Origin of the sequence: Gordonibacter massiliensis (ex Traore et al. 2017) (assembly GCF_019731765.1) — a bacterium.
GTDB lineage: Bacteria > Actinomycetota > Coriobacteriia > Coriobacteriales > Eggerthellaceae > Gordonibacter > Gordonibacter massiliensis.
Genome location: NZ_JAASIO010000005.1, coordinates 102,002 through 123,253, shown reverse-complemented (window position 1 = coordinate 123,253; position 21,252 = coordinate 102,002). Strand labels below are relative to the sequence as shown.

The following is a 21,252-nucleotide window of genomic DNA, read 5'->3' as shown; positions in this document are numbered from 1 at the left end:
CGGCGGCGGAGCGCAGGTTCGCCGCAGCAGCCTATTCGGCGGCGGGAGCGGCAGCGGCCTCGGGGGCGGCTTCGGCAGCCGGAGCGGCCTCGGGCGCAGCGGCCTCGGGGGCCGGGGCGGCCTCGGCGGCGGGAGCGGCCTCGGGGGCAGCCGGGGCGGCGATCTCGGCGGCCGTCACCGGCACGCCCACGCCCGCGATCACGGCGTCGGCCACGAAGTCGGCCAGCAGGCGCACGGAGCGGATGGCGTCGTCGTTCGCCGGGATGCCGAAATCGACGTCGTCCGGGTCGCAGTTCGTGTCGAGCGTGCCCACCACGGGGATGTTCAGGCGACGGGCCTCGTGGATGGCGATGGTCTCGCGGTTCGTGTCGATGACGAAGATGGCGTCGGGCACGCGCTTCATGTTGCGGATGCCGTTGAGGTTCGTCTGCAGCTTGCCCAGCTCCTTGCGCAGCAGGATCTGCTCCTTCTTCGGCAGCACCGCCATGCGGCCGTCGGCCTCCATGGCCTCCAGCTCCTCCATGCGGGTCACGCGGGAGCGGATGGTGACGAAGTTCGTGAGCATGCCGCCGAGCCAGCGGGCGTTCACGTAGGGCATGCCGCACTTGTTGGCGGCGTCGGCCACGGCCTCCTGGGCCTGCTTCTTCGTGCCCACGAACAGCACGGTGCCGCCCTTGCGGGCGATCTCGGACACGAACGTGTAGGCCGCGTCCAGGCCGTAGAGCGTCTGCTTGAGGTCGATGATGTAGATGTCGCCGCGGCTGCCGAAGATGTAGGGCTTCATCTTGGGGTTCCAACGGCGCGTCTGATGGCCGAAGTGGCTGCCCGCGTCGAGCAGCGTCTGAATGCTGACTTTCGTCATTGCTCTCTCCATTCGTTAGTCCTCTGCCTGCGGTCATCCCCGGTATCCGCAGCCTTTTTCGGTTGGCCACTGGCGGACGCGGGTCGCGCAAGCATGCGTAATTAGAAACTGTTGAATCTTACCACAGCGCCCCTCGATTGCAACCCCCTGCGCGCGCCGGCGCGGAAAAACCGCACGCACGGCCGCTTGCGAGCGCCGCCAACATGCGGGCGCGCCGGCCGAGCGCAGCGACGGTGAGGCTTTCTGCACGTTATCTGCCGCAATGTTGCGTATTCGAGGTGCCCTCGAGCCCGAAGGCGCACTCCGACGATTGCCAACCTGCGAAAACGCAAGCGACGAAGCGTTGAGGCGACGTGCGCCGCCCCCTCAACGCAACATTGCGGCGAAAAGCGTGCGTTTCGAAGCCCCTCCCCCTGTCGCCAAGCCGGGATCGGCGCGGGCCCGCCGTCCGCACGCGGTCGAAAGGCGCGCGACCCGCGCGCGGCCTACGACACGCGGCCGCGCTCCACGGAGTAGGTGCGGTCGGCCACGGCGGCTGCCGAGGCGCGGTGGCTGACGAGGAGCACGGTCTTGCCGGCACGGTTGTCGGCCAGCGCGCGCAGCACCGCGGCCTCGTTCAGGCTGTCGAGGTTGCTCGTGGGCTCGTCGAGCAGCACGAAGGGGGCGTCGTGCAGGAACACGCGCGCCAGGCCGATGCGCTGGCGCTCTCCGCCCGAAAGCGCGTCGCCCAACTCGCCCACCGGCGTGTCGAGCCCCTGCGGCAGGCGCTCGACGAAGCCCGCGAGCGACGCCTTCGCACAGGCGTCGGCCAGCTGCTCGTCGGTGGCGTCGGGGCGCGCGAGCACGAGGTTGTCGCGAACCGTGCCCTCGAACAGGTGCGTTTCCTGGGTCATGAACCCTTCCGCTGCGCGCAAGCTGGCGGTGTCGACGCGCCGCACGTCGCAACCCGAAACCTCCACGACGCCCTTCTCGGCGTCCCAGAACCGCATGAACAGCTTCAGCAGCGTGGACTTGCCCGCGCCGCTGCGACCCGCCACGCGCACGATCTCGCCCGGCTCGATGCGCACGTCCACCTGCTCGAGCACGCGCGCGCCGCCGTAGGAGAAGTCCACGTGACGCGCGGCCGCTCCGTCGAAGCCGCCGAGGTCCACGCCCGCGAGCACCTCGTCGGTCTGCGGGCGCTCGTCCAGAAGGTCGATGACGCGCGCGCCCGAGGCCAGCGTCTGCTGCAGCGTGGAGCCCAGGTTGGCCACGGCTATGACCGGCCCGAACGACGACATGAGCGCGGAGGTCGCCAACACGGCGGCGCCGGCGTCGATGGCCCCTTGCCCCACGAGCGCCGCCGAAACGAGCAGCATGACCACGTCGCACGCGACCACGAGCGCGCCCGTCAGCGCCATGAACAGCGCGGTGCCGCCCTTGAGGCGCCGCTCGACGCCGGCATGGGCCGCCATGCGCTCGTCCAGCTCGCGGGCGCGGTCCGCGGCGCGGCCGTACTGCAGCGTCTCGGCCAAGCCGCGCAGGCTGTCCAGCACGAATGCGTTCATGTCGCCGATGCGGTCGCGCACAACGCGGCCCGCCCGTCCGCTGGCCTTCGATGCGACGAAGGGCACGACCACCCCCACGACCGCGTACGACGCCAGCGCCACGCCGCCCAGCACCGGCGACTGGAACCCGATGAACGCCGTCATGCCCGCCGACACGACCAACGCGATGACCGCCGGCGACAAGGTGTGGGCGTAGAACACCTCCAGCAGCTCCACGTCGGACGTGACGAGCGACACGAGGTCGCCCTTGTCGCGCCCCTCCAGCTTCGCGGGGGCCAAACGGCGCAGGGCCGCGAACACGCGGTCGCGCACGAGCGCGAGGATGCGGAACGCCAAATAGTGGTTGCACAGCTGCTCGCCGTAGCGCAAAGGACCGCGCACGACGCCGCACACGGCCAGGGCCGCGATCGCCGCGCCCGCGGCGACAGGCTGCGGCAGGCCGGCCAGGTCGAGCAGCGCGTAGGCGGCGAACACGGTGAGGAAGATGGCCGCCGCGAAGCCGGCGACGCCCAAGGCCACGGCCAACGCCATAACGGGCAGCAGCGGACGCGTGAGCCCCACCAGGCGCAGCATGACCGACAGATGCGAGCGGCGCGGGGCCTCGCTCGCGGAGGCGGCGCGGCCGGAGGGCGATGCGCCGGCCGCAGCGGCAACTTCCTCGAATTCCGGCGAAGCGGAAAGGGAGGTTTTCGAGGAGGGGGTGGCGGAATCCGCAGCAGCGGAGACGGAAGGACTCGCCACGGTGTCCGCATCCTCCGCGAACGCGCCCGCAGCCCCCGGGTCGGCGCGGCGCGCGCCCGCGATCTCCGTTCCGGCGCGATCGGCGTTCGCGACCTCGCCGCGGCCGAACGCCTCGAGCTCGGCCTGCTGCCCCCACATCCGCGCGTAGGGGCCGCCGGCAGCGGCCAGCTCGTCGTGCGTGCCGGACTCGGCCACGCGGCCGTCCTCCAGCACGTAGATGCGATCGGCTCCGTGCAGGGCCGACAGGCGGTGCGAGATCATGACGACGGTCTTTTCTCGGGCGAGCTCGCGCACGAGCTCGATGATGGCGTTCTCGCTCTCGGCGTCGATGTTCGACGTGGCCTCGTCCAGCAGGTACACGGGCGCGTCGTGCAGCAGCGCCCGCGCCATGGCCAGCCGTTGCCGCTGGCCGCCCGACAGGTTCCGCCCCGCCTCGGCCACGGGCGCGTCCAACCCTCCCGCCTCGCGCACGAAGGCGTCCAGGCGGCAGCGCGAGAGCGCGTTCCAGAGCTCTTCGTCGGCGGCTGTCGGCTTCGCCAACAGCAGATTCGAGCGGATGGTACCCTTGAACAGGTAGCTGTCGAACGACACGGCCGTCACCGTCTCGCGCAGCGACGCGCGCGAGACGTCGCGCAGGTCGATGCCGCCCAGCTCCACCGCGCCCTCGTAGGCGGCGTTCGCTCCGGTGACGATGCCGGCCAGCGTGGACTTGCCCGAGCCGCTCTCGCCCACCACGCCCACGAAGCCGCCGGCCGGGGCCTCGAAATCCACGTCGGCAAGCACCGCGCGCTCGCCGTCGAACGAGTAGCCCACGCCCCGGCACACGATACCGGCACGCGCCGGATCGACGGAACGCGCGCCGTCGCGCTCCTCCGGCACGTCCAAGATGGCGAACATCTTGTCGGCGGCCGCCATGCCGTTCATGGCGGTGTGGAAGAACGAGCCCAGCGTGCGCAGAGGCAGGAAGAACTCGGCCGACAAAAACACGATGGAGAACGCCGCGCCGAACGCCACCGCACCCGCCGCGTACTGCCCCAGAACCACGGCGATGCCCACCGCCGCACCGCCGAAGGCGAACAGGTCCATGACGGTGATGGAGTTCAGCTGCATGCGCAAAAGGCGCATGGTGGCGCGCCGAAAGCCCTCCGCCTGGGCGTTCATGCGCTCGTGGGCGCGCCCGTCGGCTTGGTAGATCTTGAGGGTGGCAAGGCCCTGGATATCCTCGAGGAACATGCCGCCCAGATCGGTGTAGGACCCCCAGTAGTTCCTCATCGTGCGCTTGGCCACCTTCTGAATGGCCATGATGGAGGCGGGGATGAAGGGCACGCACACGAGCAGCGCCACGGCCGGCGGCAGCGACAGCGGGGCCAGGCAGGCGAAGAGCGTGAGCGGGGCCAGCACCGCGTAGAAGAGCTGCGGCAGGTACGACCCGAAGTAGCTCTCCAGCTGCTCGGTGCCCTCCACGCTGATCTGCACGGCCTCGCTCGTGGATACGCGCTCCCGGTACGAGGGCCCCAGGCGCACGAGCTTGTCGTACACCTCTTGGCGCACGACGCGCTTGGCGACCTCGCTCGCGGCCAGGCCCATGCGCTGGGCAAGCGTCTGGCAGGCCATGCGCACGACCACGGCCAGCGCGGCCGCGGCGGCCAGCTCGACCGAGGCCGAGACGTCGGCCCCACCCGCAAGCAGGCCCTGCAAGAACGAGCCGATGAGGAGGAACAGGGCTATGTTGGCCAGAAGGCCGATCCATTGGAACGCCACGTCGGCCACGATGAACTTGAGCGCCGACGGCACGAGGGCGAGCAGTCTCTTGTCGAACATGGCGCGCCTAGGCCCCTTCCCCGTCGGTCCGCAACGTCGCGGACGCGCGCGCCCGCTCGAGCGCGGCATGCTCCCCTGCGGCCTTCGGCGAGGCGACGGCCGTCCGGTCGGTCTTGACGACGAATCCGAAGTAGACGACGTGCGCCGCCCATACGACGGCCACGACCACCCGGCCCGCAGGCACCGAGCCCATGAGCGCGAACGAAACGGCCAGCACGGCCGTGATGGGCACGAGCAGGGAAAGCTTGGCCTTCACGGTCATCGACCGCTTGGCCACGTAGCCTTCGAGCACCGCGCGGTACAGCTTCGTCCTGCGGAACCACGCGCGCGAACGCTCGGAGCTGCGCGTGAAGCAGAACGCCGCAACCAAAAGGAACGGGGTGGTCGGCAGGATGGGCAGCACGGCGCCGAGCGCGCCGAGCCCGAACGCGGCGAACCCGCCCGCCGCCCAGAGCGCGCGCACGGCCTTGCCGCCGCGCGGCCTCGCCTCGCGCGCCGGGCCGGCGTCCCGGGATTCGCAGGCGCCCCTTTCCGCCCGGGTCGACCCTGCTTCGCAACCGCACGACGCGTCCTCGACGCCGTCGATCTCCCGCGATGCCGCGTTCGCGCGCGCGGCTTCGGTCTCCTTCATCCATTCCTCCGTTTCGCTCCGTTCGCCCCATAGTTTACTATGGGTAACTTATTGGCATGATAGCGAAACCCGTGCGAAAAGTAAACCTTGGGTAATTTCTTTGTGGGCCAGGACCGGGTTGCGGAGCATGGAAAAACACGGCGGGACATCGGTTCTCGCCGCGCATCCGGCAGGGTTCCGGTACCATAGACGAACGGGTGGAGCCCTCGCGCCCGCCTTCCCAACGGTTAGGAGCGCAGCATGAACTTCAACAACGTTTCGTTCGAGCGATCGTTCGGCACGTCGGCCCAGCTGGAGCCCTCGACGATGCCCGAGGTGGCGTTCTCGGGTCGGTCGAACGTGGGCAAGTCGTCCCTGCTGAACAAGCTGTTCAACCGCAAGGGCCTGGCCAAAGTGTCGCAGACGCCCGGCAAGACGGCCACCATCAACTTCTTCGCCGGCGACGGCGCGCGCTTCGTGGACCTGCCGGGATACGGCTACGCCAAGGTGTCGAAATCGGAAAAGGAACGCTGGTCGGAGCTCATCGAGGGCTACTTCAACCAGGATCGCGACTTCGCGCTCGTGGTGGCGCTCGTGGACATCCGCCATGCGGCGTCGGATCTGGACGAGAACATGATACGGTTCTTGCGCGAGGCCGACCTTCCCTTCGTCGTGGCGCTCACGAAAGCCGACAAGCTCTCCCGCCAGCAGCAGAACAAGCAGAAGGCCGCGCTCAAGCGCCAGCTGGAACTGGGTCAGGACGCGCCGATGGTGGTGACGTCGTCCGCGAAGGGCGAAGGCATCGACGAGCTGCGCCGCATCATCAAGGAAGCCGTGAGCTAGACGGCGGTCGAACGGCCCGCGCGGGCGCGCCTTCGACGCGCAACGATAGGAAAACGACGGCACCACAGCCGATTCGGGATCTTGGGAACCCCGAAGGCGGTCGAGCGCAAGATCGACCGCGTTTTTGAGCAGAATCGAGCCGAGGGCACCGGTTTTCCGCGTGCATGGGCGCTCTCGAGGACGCTCGCACGCGCCCTTCTCGCCATGGAAAACAGCGACCAGCAGAAATGCCGCTCGGCCATCCGCGTACCGAGGCCGCAGCGGTGCCCTCGGGGCATTTTTGCTCTGAAACGGCCCTCCGATACGCATTCGCCCCAGCGACGGCAAAGTCTTGAAGGATATCGGTAGAAACCGGAGCGGAGGAAAGCCCCAAACGACGAGCACCGGCGAATCGCAGGATCGCCGGTGCTCGTTCTTCGCTTGTCGACAGGGCCGTCGAGGCCCCTTCGCCGCGCAAGTCCTTGCGTGAAAGCCCGTCTACGGACGCACGATGATCATGTCGCCCTGCACGGGACCGACGCTCACCGGTTGCCCGAAAGTCGGAGCGTGGATCATCTGGCCGCCGCCGATGTAGATGCCGCAGTGAGACCAGCTCGTGCATATATCGCCCGGCTGCGGATCGCTAACCCGGGAGAATCCCATGAACGTGTTGGTGGTGCCGTAACGGGAGAAGCTGCCCGTGATAGCGTAGCTCACCAACCCGGAACAATCGAACGCATTCGGCCCAACGCCGCCCCATTCGTACGGCAGACCGATGCAGCCGTATGCGCGATCCACAATGGCGTTGCCCGTAACGGGATTGTACGTGGGACCGTTGTTCGACGGCGGGGTGTAGGAGTTGTCGGGCTGGTTGCCGTCGCTATTGTTATTGCCAGAATTGCCGTTGTTGTTCGCAGCCTGCTGGGCCGATGCCTCGACCACCGCTTGGGCCTGCGCGGCCTCGGCAGCCTGCTGGGCAGCACGTTCTTCCTCAAGAAGGGCGGCGGCCTCTGCGCTCAGGCTATCGTAGGTCGCCTGCATGGCCGATACCGTGGATGCGGCCTCGTCCTCGATGCGCTTCGCTTCGTTTGCCTTGTCGGTGGCAACGCGCTGCTGCTCGGCGTAGACGGCTTCCTGCTTCTGCACCTCGGCACGCAGGTCCTTCGTCTGCTGCACGAGGTCGGCGTCGTTGTTGTTCATCAGGTTGAGCAGATCCCAGTTCGTCGCAAAAGCCTCGAACGACGTGGCGCCTAACAGCAGGTCGACGATCGAGCTGCTGCCGGTGCGGTACATGCTGCGGGCACGCGTTCCGAGGCGGTCCTGAAGGTCGGAGATCTGATCGTTGGCCTCGTCGATGCGCGCCTGGGCGGCATCGCGATTCTGCTCGGCTTCCTGCTGTTCCTGAAGCGCCGTGCCGTAATTGGCAGACGCCTGGTCTAGCTTCTCCTGCATGGAGTTCAAGGACGCGAGCGCGGCGCTGGCCTCGGCTTGCTTCTCGGCGGACGTGGGCTCGGCGAACGCGAGCGAGGGGATCATAAGGGATGCGGCGAGCGTCGCCGCGAGAAAACCGGCCAGCGCGCCCTTGGCGCGCGTCTGCGTTGCACTGTGCTGCATGTGGGGGCCTCCACCTGCTTCTTTGCTCTTATACGTTGAGCAACAGTCTAGCAGACACTGCCGGGGCGTTTCCGAGTCTCTACCGTATCGATACAGGAACATCACAGGAAAACAGCCGGTCGGAAGCCGATCGAGCAACCAGAGCGGAAGGAAGCTGTCCGCCCTGCAACCCTAGCCGGCGAACCCCTCGTCCGCGATGCGCCCTTCGCCGTCGGCGGCGGCGGTGGCCAGCTCGTCGCAGCGCTCGTTCTCGGGGTGCCCGGCGTGGCCCTTCACCCACACGAACTCCACCTTGTGCGGCTTCTTGGCCGCGAGCAGGCGCTTCCACAGATCGTCGTTCTTCACGGGCTGTTTCTGGGAGTTCTTCCAACCGCGTTTGAGCCAGCCTTCCACCCAGTGCTGGTTGAAGGCGTTCACCACGTACTGCGAGTCGGAGTACAGCATGACGTCGCACGGCCGCTTGAGCGCCTCGAGGCCCGCGATCACGGCCATGAGCTCCATGCGGTTGTTCGTGGTGTGCTCGTAGCCTTGGGAGAGCTCCTTCTCGTGCGCGCGCCCGGCGCTGTCCACGAAACGCATCACCGCACCGTACCCGCCCGGCCCCGGATTGCCCCGCGCCGAGCCGTCGGTGAAGATCTCTACCTGCATGCGTTTCCTTTCGAGAGAGGAAGGGTTGTATCAAAGCTGCCAAAACGCCCGTTCGCGTTGGCCGTTCCGCAGGGCGAGGGCTCTCCCCTTGCCCTGCGGAAACGTTGCTTGTCGAGCGGCAAGGGCAGGGCCCTCGCCCTACACGACTGGCGAAAACGGCGCTTTGATACAGCCCCTCCGGGTTACTTGTACTGCGACGGGTGCTTCTCGAAGAAGTCGAACCGGGGCGGCAGCTCGCGGATGCGGTGGCGGCGCTCGTCGATCTCGCCGGCGCTGCACAGCTCGTCCACGTTCTCCAAATCGTAGTTCCAGCTGAAGAAGTCGTCGAACTCGAAGCTCAGGTAGTCGCAGATCTTCTCGGTGCCCGCCGGAACGATGGGGTGCATGAGCAGCGTGGCCACGCGCAGCAGGTAGAACGAGTCCACGAGCACCTGGCGGCGCAGCTCGTCGTCGTCCTCGAGCTCGGCCGCGCGGATGCCGTCGGACCAGTGCTTGTTCGCGAAGCGGATGAACTCGTCCATGAGCGACATGACCGAGTGCAGCTCCACCTTCAGCATGAGCCGATCGTAGGCCGCGAGCGTCTCGTTCGCGCGCGCGAGCGCGGCTTCCGTGGGGCGGCCGAGCGGCAGGTAGCCTTCGAAGTTCTTCTGCGCCTCGTAGAAGCAGCTGCGGGCCAGGCGGTTGAACACGTTGGTGAGCAGCGCGCCCTCCTTGAGCACCGGGTCGGCCACGCGCGGGTCGGCCAGCTCCTCCGGGGTGGACAGGAACGGCTTGGGCTTGAAGCCCACGGACTTCTGGTCCAGGCCGAGCGCCAGGAAGTGCGCGCGCAGCTGCTCGACCGTGTAGTAGTCCAACAGCTCGTCGGCCGTGGGCGGCTTCAACGAGCCCGACGACGACGCCTTCTTGTCGCCGAACAGGATGTGGTGGTTCGCCACGAGCCTCGTCTGGCGGATGGGGTTGTCCGTAACGCCAGGAGCGAGGATGTCGCCGGGGCGCAGCGCCTCGATGAGCGCCGGCTGCGCCACGCCGTAGAAGTACAGGTTGTCCTGGCCGATGAACTGGTAGACCTCGGCGTCTTCCGAGCACCACCAGTCGCGCCAGCTGCCGCGCGGCAGCCCCATCTGGTCGTTCACGGCCATGGTGAACGACATGGGCGCCCACAGGCTCTCGGGCCAGCACCACACGGTGAGGCCCTCCACGCCGTCGATGACCGGGGCCGCGACCCCCCACTCGATGTTGCCGGTGATGCGGAACGGCACGAGCGCCTTGCCGGTGCGGAAGCGGATGCCCGCCTGCCCCAGCACGTCGCGCGCCGCGTCGCGGTCGTCGATGGTCTTGAACTCTATCTCGAAGCTCTGCTTGCCCTTCTCGGGTTCGCGCAGCTCGTGGGCCGGCAGGTCGGCGGCCACGGCCTCGTAGGCCTCGCGCGCGTCGTTCTTGATGTAGACGACGGGGGGCGCCAAAAACTCCTTCACGGCCTGCGGCACGATGGGGCGGACGTTCGGGTCGGCCTCGAGCTCGGCCGTGCGCTCGCGCAGGAAGCCGCCGAAGGCGGGCAGGTCGAAGTACCAGTTCTCCACCGGGCGCATCTCGGGAACGGCGCCCGTGAGCGACGATTTCGGCGCGATGAGGTCCTCGGGGGCGTAGCTGTGCCCCAGGTCGCACTCGTCGGCGTAGGCGTGCTCGGACTTGCAGCCCTGCACGGGGCAGCGGCCGACCACCTGGCGGCCGTTCAGGAACGTGCCGGCCTCGGCGTCGTAGAACTGCAGCGTGGCGCGCTTGTGCAAATGCCCGTTCTCGTGCAGCTTCTCGATGAACTTCTCGCTGATGAGCTGGTGCACGTCGCCGGAGTGGCCCATGCCGGACCCCTCGTAGATGGACAGGCTGATGCCGTAGGCGTCGAGCGTGGCCTTCTGGGCGTCGTGGTTGCGCCGCACGTACTCCTCGATGGTGCCGTCGAACTCGCCGGCCTCCACGAGCTTGCGGTAACCCTCGTTGATGGGCGAGCCGAAGCAGTCCGTGCCGCTGATGAAGCGCACGTTCTCGGGCCCGATGCGGTCGCGCAGGAAGCGCGCGAAGGCGTCGGCGGGCACGAACACGCCGGCGATGTGGCCGAAGTGCAGCGGCTTGTTGCCGTAGGGCATGCCCGCCGTCACCACGGCGCGCTTCGGCCAGGCGACGCGCTCCTCGGCGGGCGCGGCGCTCAGGTGTTGTACGTTATCGGGCGAGGCTGCCATCGTTTTCCAGCTCCTTCAGGGCTTGGGACAAGTCGTCGGCCGACACGCGGCTGGACGACATCAGGTTCAGCAGGTCGTTCAGGCTCGACGTGGGGTTCTGCAAGGACACCGTCTTGGTGGTGGACACGCCGGCGAGCGCGGCGGCCTTCGCCACGGCGTCCTCCTTCGTGCCGATCTCGTCGGCCAGGCCGTTCTCCACCGCCTCCATGCCGGTGAACGTCATGCCGGTGGCCAGCGCGCGCACCTCGTCGGTGCTCATGCCGCGACCCTCGGCGACCGTCTGGATGAAGGTCTCGTTGATCTGGTTGACCATGTTCTGGTAATAGGCGCGCTCCTCGTCGGTGAGCGGGCGCGTGCCGTAGCTGGAGTCCTTGCTGTCGGACGACGTGACGTTCTCGATGGATATGCCCAGCTTCTCCATGAGGCCCGACAGGTCGGTGATCTGCAGGGCCGTGCCGATGGCGCCGATGGCCGTGGTCTTGGCCGTGTAGATGTAGTCGGCCTGGCTGGATATCTCGTAGGCGGCGCTCGCGTTCATGGACGCGCTCGAAACCACGACGGGCTTGCTGAAGCCGCGCACGTAGTCGGCCATCTCCTCGCCGGCCGTGGCCGTGCCGCCGCCGGAGTTGACGCGCAGCACCACGGCCTTGATGTGGTTGTTCTGCTCGGCGCGGTCGAGCTGCGCCTTCAGACCCTCGGGGCTGCACGTGGTGCCGTCGTACTGGATGGTGCCGTCCACGTCGATGACGCCGATGGCGTCGGAGGTGAGGTAGTCGGCGTCGGAGGCGTACGAGGAGGCGCCGAGCGACCCCAGCGTGCCGAACGACGAGGACACGGCCGACGTGCACGACCACATGCCCAGCGCGATGACGCCGAACACGCACAGCACCGCCACGAGCGCGACGATCCAGCCGCGGCTCTTCTTAGGCGGCTGGGGCTGGTAGTACGGCGGATACGGTTGCGGCTGGGGAGCCGGCGCGCCCGGCTGGGCGGGCTGCTGCCACACCTGCTGTTGCCAATTGCTGTCCTGGGACATGTTCCCTCCTCGTTTGGGTTGGGATCATACTACCTCATGAGCCAGGGAACCGCACCCGAACGGATGCGGTTCCCACAGCGGTTCCATTATAGGCCGGGGCAGCCCGGACGCGCCTGACGGGCGCTTGACGGCTGCATGCCGGCTCGCTAGATCTCTATGGCGTCGCCCTTGCTGTGCTGGGCCTTCTTGGCCGTGCGCAACAGGAACTCCTGGTTCGTGTCGGTTTGCTTGAGCGACTTGATGAGCATGTCCATGGCGCGCTCGGTGTTGTTCGTGTTCGACAGGATGCGGCGCACGGCCCAGATGAGCGGTGCCTCCTGCGGATCGAGCAGCAGCTCCTCCTTGCGGGTGCCGGACGCCACCGGGTCGATGGCCGGGAAGATGCGGCGGTCGGCCAGGTTGCGGTCGAGCTTGAGCTCCATGTTGCCCGTGCCCTTGAACTCCTCGAAGATGACCTCGTCCATCTTGGAGCCGGTGTCGATGAGCGCCGAGGCCAGGATGGTGAGGCTGCCGCCGTTCTCGATGTTGCGGGCGGCGCCCAGGAAGCGCTTCGGCGGGTAGAGCGCCGTGGAGTCCACGCCGCCGGACAGGATGCGGCCCGACGCGGGCTGCGCCAGGTTGTAGGCGCGCGCCAGGCGCGTGAGGGAGTCCAGCAGCACGACCACGTCGCGCCCGCACTCCACGAGCCGCTTCGCGCGCTCGATGACGAGCTCGGCCACGGCGATGTGGTTCTCCGTGGGCATGTCGAACGTGGAGGACACGACCTCGCCCTTGATGGAGCGCTCCATGTCGGTCACTTCCTCGGGACGCTCGTCCACAAGCAGGCACATGAGGTGCACCTCGGGGTTGTTCGCGCTGATGGCCGCCGCGATGTCCTTCAGCACGGTGGTCTTGCCGGCCTTCGGGGGGCTCACGATCAGGCCGCGCTGGCCCTTGCCGATGGGCGACACGAGGTCGATGACGCGCGCCGTGACGGTGCTCTTGCCGTGCTCCATGTGGAAGCACTCGTCGGGATACACCGGCGTGAGGTCGCCGAAGCGCACGCGGTTGCCGCATTCCTCGATGGGCGTGCCGTTCACGGCCGTGACCTTCTGGATGGCGGCGTACTTCTCGTTCTCGCGGGCGGGGCGCGTCTGGCCGGTCACGAGGTCGCCCTTGCGCAGGCCGTTGCGGCGGATGGTGGAAAGCCCCACGTAGCAGTCGGACTCGCTGGGCAGGTAGCCCTGCGTGCGCAAGAAGCCGTAGCCGTCGGCCAGGATGTCGAGGATGCCCGACACCTCGATGAAGCCCTCGGCCTTCACGCTGGCCTCGAACACGGCTTCCACGAGCTCGGCCTTCTTCAGGCCCGTGGCGTCCACGCCCAGCTCGGCGGCCTTCTCGCGCAGCTCGGCGACCTTGAGCTTCGTCAGATCGTCGCGCGACACGCTGGGCTGCACCTCGCGGGGACCGCGGTTGTTGTCGTGCGGGCGGCGCTGGCGGCGGTTGTTATTGTTGTTGTTCTGCTTGCCGCCGGAGGCGTTCTGGCGCTGGTTGTTGTTCTGCTTCTGGCGGTTGCCGCCGCTTTGGCCCGCGTTCGCGTTGCTGCGGCCGCTGGAGTTCTGACCGGGGCGCTTGGCGGTGCCGGAGCCCTGCTGCGGGGCGGACGTGCCGCCGGCCTTCACGGACTTGCGCGGCGTTCTGCCGGCATGCGCGGCGGGGGCGCCGCCGTCGGCCTGCGGCTCGGAGGGCTTCTCGGCCGGAGTCTTCGCCGCGGCCTTGGCGGCCGGCTCCTTCGCCGCGGGCGCCTTGGCGTTCACGCTCGTGGAGCGGCGGCGCGTCGGCTTGCTCGCCGCGGGCGCCTCGGCGGTCATGGTAGCTGCTTCGTTGTCGCTCATGCGTTCTGCACTTTCTCCCAGTCCTTCATGAAGGCGTCGAGGCCGCGATCGGTGAGCGGGTGCTGCACGCACTTCTTCAGCGCCGCGAAGGGCACCGTGGCGATGTCCGCGCCCATGAGGGCGGCCTGGGCCACGTGGTTCGCGCTGCGCACGGAGGCGGCGATGATCTCCACGTCGTGGCCGAAATCGTAGTTGTTCACGGCGGCGACCACGTCGTTCAGCTGGCCGAGGCCGTCTTCGGAGATGTCGTCGAAGCGGCCCACGAACGGGCTGATGTAGCGGGCGCCGGCGCGGGCGGCCATGATGGCCTGCGGCACGCTGAAGCACAGCGTCATGTTCACCGGGATGCCCTCGCTGGCCAGCTGCTTGGTGGCGGCCAGGCCCTCGATCGTGGTGGGCAGCTTCACCACCACGTTGTCGGCGAGCGCGGCCAGCTCGCGGCCGTCGCGCACCATCTCGTCGCGCGTCATGGCCACGCTCTCGGCGGACACGGGGCCGTCCACCAGCTCGCAGATGCGCTTGATGTGGTTGTGGAAATCGGCGAGCTTGCCGCCCGTGCGCGCGTAGAGCGTCGGGTTCGTGGTCACGCCCGCGAGCACGCCCCAGCTGGCCGCCTCTTCGATCTCGGCGAGATCGGCGGTGTCCAGAAAGAATTTCACCTAGTCCTCCTTATGGTTGGGCTTAACGATATGGGAATGCACGCGAGAGCGCGCATAGATTCCGTGCGGGGTTTGGGGTTCGAAGCGATGAGGCTTGTCTTTCTTCCTTGGCGCACCACGCCTTCACGTCGGAAGTCGACGTGCGCGTTCGTGTTCGGTGCGGGGATTTGATACCGGTCTATGGTAGCGCATATCCCCGCCTCGATCAAGCAATGCGGAGCGGGGAACGTGGATTTGCGATGGAGGGACGGGTACGGTTCGGTACGGCGGGAGTTGCTCAACACGCCGGCGCGGCTCTAAAGCACCATGCACAGCCCGATGATGGCGGGGCGCCCGTCCTCCGCTTCGACGGCGAAGCCGCGCTCCTCCACCGGCAGCAGGGAGCCGTCCTTGCAGACGAACGAGTAGCGGATGCGGTAGCCCTCCCCCACCTTGAGCTCCAGCATGCCGCGCTCGAGCTCCTCCAGGTCGTCGACGCGCGCGAGCACGTGGGCGATGCCGCCCGTGGCCTCGATGAGCTCGGAGTACGTGCCGTAGCCGAGCAAGGCGAGCATCTCCGCGGTGAGGAAGTACAGGGGGAAGTCGCGCTCGAGATAGCGCCCGATGGCCCCGAACGTCACCGTTCCCTCGAGCAGGCGCGCGAGCACCCGCTGGTTCGCCTCGCTCAGAACGAGCCCCCGCTGGCTGAGGGAGAGCTCCATCTCCTTCTCGCGCGTGATGTTCTCCACCAACCCCACGGCCTTGGTGGCCTTGCCGCGCTCGTTCTCCACGGCTATGAGCGTGATGCGGTTCCACACGGTGGAGCCGTCCGCCATGTGCGCGCGCACGACGGTCGACGAGCGGCTGTCGCCCCGGAAGATGCGCTCGTACAGCGCGCGGAAGTCGCCGACGGACACCTCGTCCACCGACCCTTGCTCGATGAAGCCCTCGGGCGCGTTCGCCACGGTCGCGTCGAGCCCGAACGCGTTCTGCACGTAGGCGGAGTAGCGCGCCGTGCGCGTGGGGATGTCGAGCTCGAACACCACGAGGCCGGAGGCCTCCATGGCTATCTCGAAGCGACGTTCGCTCATGCGCAGCGCCTCCACGTCCTCCATGCGTTCGGTCACGTCGGAAACGCCGCCGTAGAGCACGTCGGCGTCGCCGGAGGCGTACAGGTGGAACAGCCGCAGTTCGAGCCACTTCGTGCGGCTGCCCGCCGTACGGCGCACCGTGACCTCGACGCCCTCGTCGTCGTGCGCGGTGCGCGCGCGACGGGCGGCGTCGAGCAGCAGGGGCCGGTCGTCCTCGTGCACGCGGTCCAGAACGTCGGCGCGGGCCGTTCCGCCCTCGCCGTCCCACTCGACGAGGTCGCGGTAGGCGGGATTGCCGCGCAGGACGCGCAGGGAGGCGCCGTCGAGCGAGAACAGCGCCACGGCGCCCAGGATGTTGGTGAGCATGCGGTCGCTGATCACATCCTCGTGCAGCAGGTCCTTGAAATCGAACACGGAAGAGCCTTCTGTGTCGAACCGCTCGCTCAGCGTGACGCGCTCGACGTTGTCGCCCTCGGCGAGCAGGGCGGCGAACGAGGCGGCGTCCATGGGCCGATAGAAGCGGAACCCCTGCGCGAACACGCATCCCACGTCGAGCAGGAACCTCACCTGCTCGTCGGTCTCCACGCCCTCGGCGATGACGGGAAGGTCGAGCCAGCGGGCCATATGGACGACCGATTCCATGATGTCGCGGCTGCGCCGGTCGGTGCGGTCGAGGAAGCGCATGTCGATCTTCAGCACGTTGACGTTGATGTCCCTCAACATGTTGAGCGACGAGTAGCCGCTGCCGAAATCGTCCATGAGCACGACGAACCCTTCGGCCATGAGCTCGTCGGACGCTTCGATGATCGAATCGCGTCGGTCGGCGTAGGCGCTTTCCGTTATCTCGACCTCCATGAGCGACCGGTCGATGCCGTAACGCTCGACGATGCCGGTGAGCGTGGCGCACACGTCCATGCCGTCGACGTCGGCACGCGACACGTTCACGGACACGGGCACGGGCTCGATCCCCTGCGCCACCAACTGGGCGATCCAAGCGGCCGTCCGCTCCCACACGCGCACGTCGAGCGCGCGGATGAACCCGTTGCGCTCGAGCAGCGGGACGAACTCGGCCGGCGGGACGATGCCGCGCTCGGGATGGCGCCAGCGCGCGAGGGCCTCGGCCCCCACGATCTTGCCCGTGCGGATGTTGCATTTGGGCTGGAAGAACGGCTCGATCTGGTCTTCGTCGAGGGCGACCTCGATGCCGTCGAGCAGCGCGCGCTCCTCCACGAGCGCGTCGCGCAGCCCCGGCTCGTACTCGGCGACGCGGCCGAAATAGCTCTCCTTCACCGTGCGCAGCGCCATCATGGCGCGATCGCACATGAGCGCCACGGGCAGCCCTCGGTCCTCGATACGGTAGATGCCCGCAACAGCCGTCGGGTCGAATCGTTCAGGACAGGCGGAGCATACGTCGTCAAGCGCCCGCTGCACCTCCCCGATCGTCATGGCGGGGGCGAAGACGACGAACAGATCGCCGCCGAGGCGGCCCACGAACGAGCCCGCAACGTCCGCGAAGCGATGCTTGAGCGCGCCGGCGAAAGAGCGCAGGAGCTCGTCGCCCTCCTCAAGGCCGTGCAGATCGTTTACCAGCTTGAACCGGCGGATGTCGAAGCAGACGATAACGTGCCGCTCGGACGACGACCGGTCGAGCGCGGTTGAAACGACGTCGCAGAACGCGCCCTTGGAGAGCAGGCCCGTGAGCCCGTCGTAGCGGCGCGCGTCGTTGAGCCTTTCGCGTAGTTCGGCGTTCTCGTGCTCCAGCGCTTTCAACGACGGCGCATCCATGAGGTCCTTCCCATTGCCCTCATCTCCTACAGAATCACTCTAATTATGCGCGCGGAACTCAGAGAGGACAACGAGTTTTTCTCTTTTTATCGGAAAACCTAGCCGAACGAGCGGAAAAAGCAGGTCGGCGCGCCCGTATGGCAGGCGGGACCGGCCGGATGCACGAGCGCGAGCAGCGTGTCGGCATCGCAGTCGTAACGCAGCTCCACAAGCCTCTGCACGTTGCCCGACGTGGCGCCCTTGTGCCAGAGCTCCTGGCGGCTTCGGCTCCAAAACACCGTCTCGCCGCGTTCGAGCGTGAGCTCGAGCGACTTCGCGTTCATCCACGCCATCATGAGCACCTCGAGCGTGTCGGCGTCCTGCACGATGCAGGGAATAAGGCCGGCCTCGTTGTAGTTTAGGTCGGGTACGTTCATAGCGTCGCTCCTTGCTGGTTCGATTGTGCAGCAGCTGTTGCACAATTTCAGTTTACAACCGTTTCTCGATGTCCTCCGGCGAGGGCAGCAAATCGGCGAAGTCCTCCGGCAGCACCTCGGCCAGCCGATACTCGCTGACGCCCATCGGCTTGTTGATATCGCGTAGAGCGTAACAAATGTTCCCTTTTATGAAACGGAGGCGTCAAACGACCAGCTACAACCGCACGGGGATGCCCTGGGCGCGCATGTGCTCCTTCACTTGGCGGACGGTGAGCTCGCCGAAGTGGAACACGCTGGCGGCCAGCACGGCGTCGGCCTCGCCCTCGATGACGCCTTGGGCGAAATGCTCCAGCTTGCCGACCCCGCCCGACGCGATGACCGGGATGTTCACGGCGCGCGCGACGGCGCGGGTGAGCGCGCAGTCGAAGCCGTCGCGGCTTCCGTCGCGGTCCATGCTGGTGAGCAGGATCTCCCCCGCCCCGCGCCGGGCCGCCTCGGCCGCCCACGCCACGGCGTCGATGCCCGTGGCCGTGCGCCCGCCGTGGGTGTAGACCTCCCACTTGTTCGGGTTGCCTGCCACCTGCTTGGCGTCGACGGCCACGAGGATGGCCTGGGTGCCGAACGCGGCGGCCGCCTGCGTGATGAGCTCGGGGTTCGCCACGGCGGCCGAGTTCACCGACACCTTGTCGGCGCCGGCGGCTATCATCGTGCGGATGTCGGCCACGCTGCGGAAGCCGCCGCCCACGCAGTACGGCAGGTGCAGCCGCTCGCTCGCGCGGCTGGCCAGATCCACCGTGGTGGCGCGGTCGTCGCTCGTGGCCGTGATGTCCAGGAAGATGACCTCGTCGGCCCGCTCCTCGTCGTAGCGCTGCGCGAGCTCGATGGGGTCGCCCGCGTCGCGCAGGTTCACGAAGTTGACGCCCTTGACCACGCGTCCGTCCTTCACGTCCATGCAGGGGATGACTCGTTTGGCTAGCATGACCGTCCTTCCGTCGTCGCTGACGCAACGACGGACGTGCCGACGCTGCTCGGGTTCTTCGCGGCACGCTTGCCGCTCCAGGTTCTCCTCACGTGCCCAAGGCACGCTTCATCGAGCCTTCACGGCAATCGAGCTCGCGAAAAACCCGCTCGCTGACCTTGCCGAACATGCAAGACTCACATTCCGCAAGGGTTGGCTTGCGCGCGGGCGCGGTCGGCGGCGCGAGTGGCCTCTTCGCAGGCGCGCACGCCGTCGGCCACCGAGAGCGCGCCCTCGTAGACGGCGCGGCCGGCGATGACGCCTTCGATGCAGTCCGCCACGCGGCCGAGCGCCTCGATGTCGTCGAGGCCCGCCACGCCGCCCGACGCGGTCACGGGATGGCCGAACGCGGCCGCCATGCGCTCGTAGGCCGCCGGATCGATGCCTGTCTGCATGCCGTCGCGCGCGATGTCGGTGTACACGAGATGGCGGAAACCCAGCTCGGCCATCTGCCGCGCCAGCTCCTCGGCGGCCACGCCCGAGCCCTCGCGCCAACCGGCCACGGCCACCTCGCCGCCCTTGGCGTCGATGCCGGCCACGAGCAGGTCCTTGAAACGCGCGATGGCGGCCTCGGCGAAAGCGGGATCGGTCACGAGGCTCGTGCCCAGAACGACGCGCGACACGCCCGCGTCGTAGAGGCGCTGCACGGTGTCCATGGAGCGGATGCCGCCGCCCACCTCCACCTTGAGCAGCGTCTTCGCCAGGATGCGCTCGATGATGGCTATGTTGTCGGGGCTGCCCGAACGCGCTCCGTCCAAGTCGACCACGTGCAGCCACGTGGCGCCCTGTTCCTCGAACAGCTGCGCCTGCGCGGCGGGGTCGTCGTTGTAGACCGTCACCCGGTCGTAGTCGCCCTTGGCCAAGCGGACGGCCTTGCCGCCCAGGATGTCGATGGCGGGAAGCAGGTGCACGGCGATCACGCCCCTTTCACGATGGAAACGAAGTTGCGCAGCACGGCCGCGCCCGCGTCCGAGCTCTTCTCGGGATGGAACTGTACGCCGAACGCCGTGTCGCGGTACTGCACGGCGCAGGGGAACGTCACGCTGTGCGCGGTCTCCGCCACGACGAACGGCCCGGTGGGCGCGATGTAGCTGTGCGTGAAGTAGAAGTACTCCCCCGCCGGAATGCCTGCGAACAACGGGCAGGTGAAACCGACCTGCGCCGCTGACGGGGACGGCGATGCCCAGTCGCTCGGCAGTCCTGGCTCGCACGAAGCGTCCGCGGGACGCTTCGGCTCGTGCGGAACTCGCTTGGTGGGCACCGTCGCCCCCGTCAGCTCGCTTTCTAGGCCAGACAGCCTTGCGCCAATCGTTCCTCCGGCGGGATAGGCCGGCGGGGTGACGGTATTCCATCCCACGTGGGGTACCTTATATGCGCGGCCCTCGGCGTCGGTGCGGGGCATGGCGGCCACGACGCCGGGGAGGACGGCGAGGCCGGGGGCGTTGTGGGTGGACGTTTCGTCGTCTTCCTGCGGCGCGCCCTCGGTGCCCTCCTCGAACAGGAGGTGCATGCCCAGGCAGATGCCCAGAAACGGAGCGCCGACCACAATGCGGTTGCGCACGGCCTCCATCTGCCCCAGCTCGCGCATGGTGGCGGACGCGTCGGCGAAGGCGCCCACGCCCGGCAGCACCACGGCGTCGGCGCGCGCGATGGCGGCCGCGTCGTCGGTGACGAACGCGTCCCCACCGGCCGCGACCAAGCCGCGCTCCACGCTTTTCAGGTTGCCCTTGCGGTAGTCGACGACGGCGATGCGGCAGGCCATCACAGGCTGCCTTTCGTGGACGGCAGCGCGTCGCCCAAGCGGGCGTCGGGCTCTACGGCCTCGCGCAGAGCGCGGGCTGCGGCCTTGAACGACGCCTCCACGATGTGATGCGCGTTCTCGCCGGCCAAGCTGCGCACATGCAACGTCGCGCCCGCATTTGCGGCGAACGCGATGAAGAACTCCTTGGCGAGCGTCGCGTCGAACGCGCCGATCATCACCGGCGGCACGGCGACGTCCCAGTGCAGCTGGCCGCGGCCCGACAGGTCGCAGGCGGCCAGCACGAGCGCCTCGTCCATGGGCAGCGCGAGCGAGCCGAACCGCCGGATGCCGCGCTTGTCGCCGAGCGCCCGGGCGAACGCCTGCCCCAGCACGATGCCCGTGTCTTCCACCGTGTGGTGCCCGTCCACCTCCAAGTCGCCCTGCGCCCGCACCTTCAGGTCGAACAGGCCGTGGCGGGCGAACGCCGCAAGCATGTGGTCGAAGAACCCGATGCCCGTCTCCACGTCCACCGCGCCCGTGCCGTCAAGGTTCACGGAGATCTCGATGTCCGTCTCGTTCGTCGTGCGCCGTATCTCGGCGGTTCGTTGGTTCATAGTCGTCTCTTTCTCTCGACGTGCTTTGCCTCCGGGGCGAGATCCTTCGACTCGCTTCGCTCGCTCAGGATGACAAGCTGGGGGCTTCGCTTGCTCAGGGTGACAGGCTGGGGGCTTCGCTCTGACGCTCTCCTGCT

At 68.0% G+C, this 21,252-nt stretch carries 16 protein-coding genes; 1 reads left to right on the top strand and 15 read right to left on the bottom strand.

From position 1 onward, the window contains the following. Nucleotides 1-31 precede the first annotated feature (31 nt). The 3 genes from rpsB to HCH03_RS07955 all read right to left on the bottom strand — a co-directional run bounded on the left by rpsB (nucleotide 32) and on the right by HCH03_RS07955 (nucleotide 5,602). Nucleotides 32-862 carry a 30S ribosomal protein S2 gene (gene rpsB / locus HCH03_RS07965; RefSeq protein WP_221689063.1) on the bottom strand — a complete coding sequence of 277 codons (831 nt, stop codon included), beginning with the start codon at nucleotides 860-862 and terminating at the stop codon, nucleotides 32-34. Nucleotides 863-1,347: 485 nt separating this feature from the next. After that, the gene (cydC, locus tag HCH03_RS07960) at nucleotides 1,348-4,971 is read right to left on the bottom strand and encodes a thiol reductant ABC exporter subunit CydC (protein ID WP_221689062.1); all 3,624 of its coding nucleotides are present in this window, start codon (nucleotides 4,969-4,971) and stop codon (nucleotides 1,348-1,350) included. Nucleotides 4,972-4,978: 7 nt separating this feature from the next. Beyond that, nucleotides 4,979-5,602 (bottom strand): YbaN family protein, encoded by a 624-nt coding sequence (locus HCH03_RS07955; protein ID WP_221689061.1) that lies wholly within the window; start codon nucleotides 5,600-5,602, stop codon nucleotides 4,979-4,981. Between the two features lie 240 nt (nucleotides 5,603-5,842). Between HCH03_RS07955 and yihA the strand changes: the two genes are divergently transcribed. After that, nucleotides 5,843-6,424 (top strand): ribosome biogenesis GTP-binding protein YihA/YsxC, encoded by a 582-nt coding sequence (gene yihA, locus HCH03_RS07950; RefSeq protein ID WP_185904799.1) that lies wholly within the window; start codon nucleotides 5,843-5,845, stop codon nucleotides 6,422-6,424. A 477-nt stretch (nucleotides 6,425-6,901) separates the two neighbouring features. On the opposite strand, the gene HCH03_RS07945 is transcribed toward yihA, so the two are convergent. From HCH03_RS07945 to hisB, 12 genes are all read right to left on the bottom strand, one after another. Next, complete coding sequence (locus HCH03_RS07945) at nucleotides 6,902-8,017, bottom strand: coiled-coil domain-containing protein (RefSeq protein WP_221689060.1); 1,116 nt, start codon at nucleotides 8,015-8,017, stop codon at nucleotides 6,902-6,904. A gap of 171 nt (nucleotides 8,018-8,188) precedes the next feature. Further along, nucleotides 8,189-8,665, bottom strand: coding sequence for a ribonuclease HI (gene rnhA / locus HCH03_RS07940; RefSeq protein WP_221689059.1), 477 nt, complete (start codon nucleotides 8,663-8,665; stop codon nucleotides 8,189-8,191). A 182-nt stretch (nucleotides 8,666-8,847) separates the two neighbouring features. Beyond that, a complete protein-coding gene (locus HCH03_RS07935; RefSeq protein WP_221689058.1) occupies nucleotides 8,848-10,902 on the bottom strand; it encodes a methionine--tRNA ligase in 2,055 nt (684 codons plus the stop codon). Next, on the bottom strand, nucleotides 10,883-11,938 hold the full coding sequence (gene sppA, locus HCH03_RS07930; protein WP_221689057.1) for a signal peptide peptidase SppA: 1,056 nt from the start codon (nucleotides 11,936-11,938) through the stop codon (nucleotides 10,883-10,885). The genes HCH03_RS07935 and sppA overlap by 20 nt, the downstream gene beginning before the upstream one ends. A 146-nt stretch (nucleotides 11,939-12,084) precedes the next feature. Beyond that, the gene (gene rho / locus HCH03_RS07925; protein WP_221689056.1) at nucleotides 12,085-13,812 is read right to left on the bottom strand and encodes a transcription termination factor Rho; all 1,728 of its coding nucleotides are present in this window, start codon (nucleotides 13,810-13,812) and stop codon (nucleotides 12,085-12,087) included. Then, nucleotides 13,809-14,471 (bottom strand): fructose-6-phosphate aldolase, encoded by a 663-nt coding sequence (gene fsa / locus HCH03_RS07920; protein ID WP_185904804.1) that lies wholly within the window; start codon nucleotides 14,469-14,471, stop codon nucleotides 13,809-13,811. The genes rho and fsa overlap by 4 nt, the downstream gene beginning before the upstream one ends. A gap of 296 nt (nucleotides 14,472-14,767) precedes the next feature. Next, the gene (locus tag HCH03_RS07915) at nucleotides 14,768-17,326 is read right to left on the bottom strand and encodes an EAL domain-containing protein (protein WP_221689055.1); all 2,559 of its coding nucleotides are present in this window, start codon (nucleotides 17,324-17,326) and stop codon (nucleotides 14,768-14,770) included. Nucleotides 17,327-17,424: 98 nt separating this feature from the next. Continuing rightward, complete coding sequence (gene hisI / locus HCH03_RS07910) at nucleotides 17,425-17,742, bottom strand: phosphoribosyl-AMP cyclohydrolase (protein WP_221689054.1); 318 nt, start codon at nucleotides 17,740-17,742, stop codon at nucleotides 17,425-17,427. A gap of 214 nt (nucleotides 17,743-17,956) precedes the next feature. Then, nucleotides 17,957-18,721, bottom strand: coding sequence for an imidazole glycerol phosphate synthase subunit HisF (gene hisF, locus HCH03_RS07905; protein WP_221689053.1), 765 nt, complete (start codon nucleotides 18,719-18,721; stop codon nucleotides 17,957-17,959). A gap of 176 nt (nucleotides 18,722-18,897) precedes the next feature. Continuing rightward, nucleotides 18,898-19,671, bottom strand: coding sequence for a 1-(5-phosphoribosyl)-5-[(5-phosphoribosylamino)methylideneamino]imidazole-4-carboxamide isomerase (hisA, locus tag HCH03_RS07900; protein WP_080145343.1), 774 nt, complete (start codon nucleotides 19,669-19,671; stop codon nucleotides 18,898-18,900). 5 nt (nucleotides 19,672-19,676) lie between these two features. Then, nucleotides 19,677-20,522: an imidazole glycerol phosphate synthase subunit HisH gene (locus tag HCH03_RS07895; protein ID WP_246599877.1), complete on the bottom strand. Its 846-nt coding sequence runs from the start codon at nucleotides 20,520-20,522 to the stop codon at nucleotides 19,677-19,679. Continuing rightward, entirely contained in the window at nucleotides 20,522-21,115 is a 594-nt protein-coding gene (hisB, locus tag HCH03_RS07890) for an imidazoleglycerol-phosphate dehydratase HisB (RefSeq protein ID WP_221689052.1), read from the bottom strand. The genes HCH03_RS07895 and hisB overlap by 1 nt, the downstream gene beginning before the upstream one ends. Nucleotides 21,116-21,252: the final 137 nt, after the last annotated feature.

Excerpts from the sequence above, each read along its gene's own strand:
- rho (WP_221689056.1), bottom strand. The coding sequence starts at position 13,812 with ATGAGCGACAACGAAGCAGCTACCATGACCGCCGAGGCGCCCGCGGCG.
- sppA (WP_221689057.1), bottom strand. The coding sequence starts at position 11,938 with ATGTCCCAGGACAGCAATTGGCAACAGCAGGTGTGGCAGCAGCCCGCC.
- rpsB (WP_221689063.1), bottom strand. The coding sequence starts at position 862 with ATGACGAAAGTCAGCATTCAGACGCTGCTCGACGCGGGCAGCCACTTC.
- HCH03_RS07955 (WP_221689061.1), bottom strand. The coding sequence starts at position 5,602 with ATGAAGGAGACCGAAGCCGCGCGCGCGAACGCGGCATCGCGGGAGATC.
- HCH03_RS07915 (WP_221689055.1), bottom strand. The coding sequence starts at position 17,326 with ATGGATGCGCCGTCGTTGAAAGCGCTGGAGCACGAGAACGCCGAACTA.
- HCH03_RS07935 (WP_221689058.1), bottom strand. The coding sequence starts at position 10,902 with ATGGCAGCCTCGCCCGATAACGTACAACACCTGAGCGCCGCGCCCGCC.
- HCH03_RS07945 (WP_221689060.1), bottom strand. The coding sequence starts at position 8,017 with ATGCAGCACAGTGCAACGCAGACGCGCGCCAAGGGCGCGCTGGCCGGT.
- HCH03_RS07895 (WP_246599877.1), bottom strand. The coding sequence starts at position 20,522 with ATGGCCTGCCGCATCGCCGTCGTCGACTACCGCAAGGGCAACCTGAAA.
- yihA (WP_185904799.1), top strand. The coding sequence starts at position 5,843 with ATGAACTTCAACAACGTTTCGTTCGAGCGATCGTTCGGCACGTCGGCC.
- hisB (WP_221689052.1), bottom strand. The coding sequence starts at position 21,115 with ATGAACCAACGAACCGCCGAGATACGGCGCACGACGAACGAGACGGAC.
- hisI (WP_221689054.1), bottom strand. The coding sequence starts at position 17,742 with ATGAACGTACCCGACCTAAACTACAACGAGGCCGGCCTTATTCCCTGC.
- rnhA (WP_221689059.1), bottom strand. The coding sequence starts at position 8,665 with ATGCAGGTAGAGATCTTCACCGACGGCTCGGCGCGGGGCAATCCGGGG.
- hisF (WP_221689053.1), bottom strand. The coding sequence starts at position 18,721 with ATGCTAGCCAAACGAGTCATCCCCTGCATGGACGTGAAGGACGGACGC.
- cydC (WP_221689062.1), bottom strand. The coding sequence starts at position 4,971 with ATGTTCGACAAGAGACTGCTCGCCCTCGTGCCGTCGGCGCTCAAGTTC.